Annotated in this window: 5 protein-coding genes; all 5 read right to left on the bottom strand. The window is 52.1% G+C overall.

The annotated features are described in order from the left end of the window. The coding region (locus HMPREF9370_RS12170) for a hypothetical protein (RefSeq protein WP_009115621.1) at positions 1-259 on the bottom strand (259 nt) is incomplete at its 3' end. Positions 260-363: 104 nt separating this feature from the next. Continuing rightward, positions 364-639, bottom strand: coding sequence for a type II toxin-antitoxin system RelE/ParE family toxin (locus HMPREF9370_RS02075; RefSeq protein ID WP_009115622.1), 276 nt, complete (start codon positions 637-639; stop codon positions 364-366). Then, entirely contained in the window at positions 626-826 is a 201-nt protein-coding gene (gene relB, locus HMPREF9370_RS02080) for a type II toxin-antitoxin system RelB family antitoxin (RefSeq protein ID WP_009115623.1), read from the bottom strand. The genes HMPREF9370_RS02075 and relB overlap by 14 nt, the downstream gene beginning before the upstream one ends. Positions 827-942: 116 nt before the next feature. Further along, positions 943-3,810, bottom strand: a complete 2,868-nt coding sequence (locus tag HMPREF9370_RS02085; RefSeq protein ID WP_009115624.1) for an LPD7 domain-containing protein — start codon at positions 3,808-3,810, stop codon at positions 943-945. A 98-nt stretch (positions 3,811-3,908) separates the two neighbouring features. After that, the coding region (locus tag HMPREF9370_RS02090; RefSeq protein ID WP_156792958.1) for a type IV secretory system conjugative DNA transfer family protein at positions 3,909-5,822 on the bottom strand (1,914 nt) is incomplete at its 5' end.

The following is a 5,822-nucleotide window of genomic DNA, read 5'->3' on the forward strand; positions in this document are numbered from 1 at the left end:
GCCGGTATACCTTTGCAGCATCGGTATTTTCGTAAACCAGTCCTGCCCGAAAAGCCGAACCGTCAGCACGCTCGAAACCGGAGCCGCCGGTAGCCTGCAAATAAGGTGTACGGACAAGTTCGTCTCCCAGCAACAGATAACCGTTGCCGTTCTTTCCCCTACCCACCACAAGGTAAACGTCGCGCAAATGCCGGTTTTGGTGTTTAACGGACTGGCCGGTTTCAAATAGGGCTTGCCGTGTTTCTGCTTGCTCCATCATCTCACTCCAAACAAAACAGCCCGCACAATAATGTTACGGGCCGTATGGTTAATATATCAAAAGGCTGTCTGAATTTTTCAGACAGCCTTCAAGCGGTAACCAAGTTATGGATATTCTTTACGTACATGAAGTACCGACAGAATCCTTAAATGATTAAGGGCAATCTCATAAATAATCAAATAATTGGGATGAATAACATATTCTCTTGTGTTTTCTACACGCCCTTTTCTGCCAATATACGGTAACGCAGCCAAATGTTGCACCGAATCGTGTATCAGTAAATCCATCTCAAAGGCTGCATTGGGATTATCATCAAATATAAAGTCGATAATATTGTCTACATCGGTTAATGCATGAACCGTCCATTCAATCACCAGCATTTTGCAAACGCTCCAACCTTTTTATCCGTTGCTTCTCAAAATGAGCCAATGCTTCCTCGTGACTGACTACAGGGGCGGAACGTGCGGATTCCACCTTGTTTTTTAGCCACCGGTTGTAAGATTCTGCTTCCTTTTCAGTATCGAACTCCGAAAGCCTCGGATCCAATTTCAATACGGTATCTGCCATAGCCGGCTCCTAAACAGTCAATTAACATAGAGTTATCGTGCCTTTATCGTTTTGTTTTGTCAACAAATAAGTAAGGCCGTCTGAATTCAAACGGCCTGTGTTCCAAACCGGAAACATCAACGGCCGATTTCAGGCTCCGGCGTCTGCCTTTGTTCGTGCTCCCGCTCCGTCCGCTGCTGCGTCGGAATGTGCTGTCCGGGGGTGTGGGCCGGTGCACGCGCAGGTTTGGGTAAATCCAGCTTGCGCCCGTGCATCATTTTTTCGGTATGCTCGTAATAATTGACCAAAGCCAATGTGCGGGCATCGCCTTTCAGTCCGCGGATGGCATCCATAACGTTTCGTTCGTGGAACTCCAAGTGCTGCTTGTTGGCTTTGGACAATTTTTCGGCTTTCGCCATATACCCGGCTTTTGCCGCCGCATAACGGGTATCGAGCGCGGCCGATTTCATGCGCCCGGCCTCGATAGCCACTTCGGACGGAATTTCGCTTTGCCCGATTGCCTGTAACGGCACACCGAGCCGGGTGTCTGCCGCATGGGACGTGTTGATGGTCGCTTTAGACGGAATTTCGTTTTGCGACATCATTTTGTCTGCTTTGGCTATGGCCGCAACATCGGGCTTGCCGGGTACATTCTCTTCCTCCCGATCCGGTGCTTCCTTTTCCCGTACTTCCCGTTCCTGAACGATCTCCATTTTAAACAGCTTGCGTTCGACTTCTTTTTTCTTGGTGCCTATGACTTGGCCGCTTTCATCGCGGACGTTCACGTCAATTTCCACCGGTTGCTTACCCAAAGAATGCAGAATGATGCGGTCGCCCACCTCCGCCCCGCTGCGCTCCATTGCATCGGGAATATCTACGCCCCAGACGGTACGTTCTTTGCCGTTCCGCTCCAAGACGATATACGGGCTGTCTTGATTCTCGGGGTTGTGGCGGTACGGTGCCTGACCGACGCTGACAATCCGTTCGCCTGCTTGGGCAACCCCGGCGCCTTTGGCCGTGACGGCAGCCTCCGGGGCTTCGGCCGGTCTGCTACGTTTATCGCCCGGATAAGGCACCGGTGCGACTTTTTCCGTTACCGGCGCAACGGCAGGCGCACGCCCTGTTTGCGGTTCGATGATGTTCAATGACCGCTCTTCACGCATTCTTTTAAGCAATGCCAAATCCTCATTACTAGGCCGGTAGCCGCTGGTACGGATACCCTGACTTTCCGCCGCCACATACATCATGGCCTTGAACTCTTTGCTGCCGCTTAACTTGATGCTGTCCCAGCCTTTGGCTTTGGCCACCTCAAGCATGTCGTTGATGGTCTGCATGTCTGTTTTCGGGGTACTGATTTTTTTGCCAGTATCGGTAAACATCACGGTGGTATGGTTGGCGGCAGACAGATACTTGCCGTCCGCCACCACATAACGGCTTTCGATGCTTTCCGGCGGGATGCGGTAATTCAGGTCGGTTACGGGCTTTTTGACCGTTTCATGCGCCGGCCCGTCTTCGGTCTGTTCCGCTTGGGCGGGTTCGGGTGCCTTTTCCCGCGCATAACCGGACAACGGAACCGCCCCCTCGCTTAGACTTTCGGCTTTATCCGTTTTTACGGCGGTATTGTCCGGTGCGGTTTCCCGCAACGGCTCCTGTTCTTTCGACGGGCGTATGGCGGTGTACTCGATACTGTTGGCAGCCGTGTCGGATGTTTCGTGTCCCGGGGTTTGGCGGTTTTCTTCCTGCCGGGTATTCATTGCTGCTTCTCCCTGTACAAAAGCCGCCGGTGTTTCGGCGGCTTGTTCGGTTGGCGGCACGGTGTGCGCTGCCGGTTGTGTTTGTCCGGGCATCGGGATGCCCCGCATTTTCGCTTCTTCGGCAATCACGGTAGCCCACTCCTGTTCAGACAGGGGTTCCGGCGGTTGCTCGGCGGCAGGCTCGGATAAGCCGGATGTCTGCGCCGGCTCTTGGCCGACTTCATGCTGCCTGAACGACGTTTCTATTTTTTCACGCACGGCTTCGATACCGGCCAGACGGTGCAGGTCGTTAAAATCACTCGGCAGCTTGGGACGGCCTTGTTCGTCCACTCCGTTTTCCTGTTGGTATTGTCTGATTTGGGTCATGCTAAATTCCGGCTCGACAACCTGCGCCCGCCCGCCGAAATACGCCGCCGCCTGTAAAGCTTTTTTCATGCCTGTCTGACTGGCATCGTTATCCACCGCAAGGGTAACGGGTACGTTTTCAGGCAGGCTCTTGGCCAAACGTTCCGATACCGCCACCATGTTTCCGGTATTGAACGCCACAACCACGGTTTTATCCGTAGCCTGATGGATGCTGGCGGCAGTGGCAAAGCCTTCCGCAATCACGATACCGTGTTCCATTTTGTCGGCATCCCCGACAACGGCAAAACCGCCATGTACCTGCCCTCCCGACAAAAACCGCTTGCCGCCGTCTTGGTTGATGGATTGCACATTCACAATTTCACGGTTATGCACCACGGGTATCAACAGATTGTTGTCGCCCTGATACAGGTTTTGACGCAGGCCGGCGACCGCTGCCGGATCGGTAATCCCTTTGGCGGCCAAATAGGGATGGTTGATGTCGGCAGGCGTTGCGCGCGACCAAATGCTTTGCGCCAAACTTTTTGCCTTCTCCCTCCGCTCTGCCTGCGCCTGCTCTTCGGACAAACGGGCTGCTTCCCGTTCCGCCTTAATCCGTGCCTGCTCCTCGGCAGACGGCGGCGTGTAGGCTTTGTCGGGGCGGTAGCCGTTATTCCGTGCATCATGGAACAGCGAACCTATGGTGCGCGTCGGGTTTTTGATGCTCTTCCAAACATTGCGGGCGGCACGGTTGTTGTAATTGTCTGCCTGTTGAGACCATTGGTCCCACAAATCAAAACCGTTTTCACCCAGCTCGTGTTTGATCGAGTAGCCGGTGTTGACCCACACATCCCGGTCATGCGGGTCAATATAGCTCAGGGCTTTTTGAATGTCGTCGTAATTACTCATTTCTGTTCTCCAAAATAGAAACCGGCTGTCTGAAATATCTCAGACAGCCGGATGCAGTTTTTATTTATCTTCAGGAACCTTCTTGATAAAAATCCAAATTAAGCCGCCGCTTTCGGCTGGCCGCTTCCTACCGATATACCGGAAGTATCTTTCAATATTTTGGCGATAAGCTCCAAACTGCCATCTCCCCAATTCTTAGCAAGAACCGGCACCAGTTCGGCCACAAATTCCGGCTTGCTGTCCGGCGGAATCAGTGCCGTGAGGAGGGATCGGGCAATGTCTTCCGAGTTAACCGCCTCTTGCCAGTTAAAGCTCGCCATATCTTCCGGCGAAACATAATCCGGTTTCAGCGCTTGTTCCGGCACCCGTTTATGTAACACAACCGACAACGCCGGTACCGCAGGCGGCGGAAGGTTTGCCCTTTTGCTGAACACAGGGTCTTGCCAGTAAATGATTTTCTTAGCATAAATAGGCCGGCTGTTGGTCAAACTGATAATACAGTCTTCTTTCGGCATCATTTTCAGCTCGTCGGGATTCATCACCGCACGTCGCTGATCGCTTACGCTGTTACTGCGGCTGCTGCTTTTACCGTGTGAACGCGACGTCGATTTAGCCTTGAACGTCTCATATCCTATCAGTTTGCTGTACTCTTCCGCATCCGCCTGTTCCCGCGGGGGAAACACAATTTGGCAGCCGAAATTGGTAAAGAATGTCCGCATACCGGCTTTTTGGTACAGTTTTTCAACTTGGGACGGCGTTTGGAAAATAATAGCCAGCCTCATGTTGTAACCTGCCATGTATGCAACCCCGTGCTCAATAGCCGGCACCACACCGAGGGCGGTAAATTCGTCCATCATCATCAAACATTGGTATTTCAAAATATCGGGGTTGTTTTCAGGCAGACCCTGATAAACATTGACGTTGGCCAGCAAGCTGAAAAACAGATTGGTTAGACGCGAAAATACGGCGGTTTCCGTCGGAAGTATGCCCACATAAACCGTCATGAGTTTTTTGCGTACATCATCCAGAAAGAAATCGTCATCACTGGTAGCCGCTTCCACCACAGGGTCGATAAATATACTCAAAGGGGCGGTCATGGTTGCCACAATATCCGCGCCCGTCTTGGTATTGCCGTTGGCAAAATCCATTAATAGGGTCATGCAGTTATCACTGAGACGGGTATGTTCCTGCCGGTTCCGCAACTCGATTTCGTCTTTTATCCATTCCGATAAAGTTTTGCCGTTTTTAGGATTGGCGAGCCTGAAAAGGTTCGCCATAGTGGTTTTGTTTTCAGGCAGGCTCAAATCCCGCTCCCCCTCCGTTTCAATCAAATACATCAACAAACCGGAAAAAAGTTTGCGTGACGATTCCACAAAAAACATGGTGCTTCCGTTGGGGTTGGGAGGATCGGGATACATAATCGTTGCAATCCCTTGCGCGTCTTTAAACGTATATATCGGATTGCGCCGGACATAAGTCAGCGGATTCCAACGGTGGCTGACCAAAGGCGCATTCGGGTTGCGTTCGTGCTCGGGCATGCGTCCGCCCGGGTTAAACAGATATACGGCATGTCCGTGCTTGGCGCGGAAGCCGGCGGTAATCAGGAAGTTTTCTTGCTTTGGGTCGTACACCACCATGCTGTGCCGGTAGTGCAGGCAGTTGGGTACCACAAAACCTACGCCTTTACCCGGACGGGTGGGCGCGGCAAGGTAAACAAACTCTTTACCGCTCCATTTTAAATAGTACTTGCCATATCTGCCGATAAGCAGGTCGGGAGCTTCTTTGGGGTCGAATTTCTTTTTCAGTAAATTCATTTTTTTTATTTCGCTGCGGCGGGCAAACCGTGCCGAACCGTGAAGTTCCCGTTTGGGCTTGGAAAACAGCGCAACCAACATCAACACCAATACCACCATAGGCAACAGGGCGGCAACGGCACTTGATACCTCCAACCGCCAAACCATACCCTTCGGCAGTTCTTCTACATACTGCCAATAGGTGTACAGCATCATCAC

This window comes from Neisseria wadsworthii 9715, assembly GCF_000227765.1.
GTDB classification, from domain to species: Bacteria; Pseudomonadota; Gammaproteobacteria; order Burkholderiales; family Neisseriaceae; genus Neisseria; species Neisseria wadsworthii.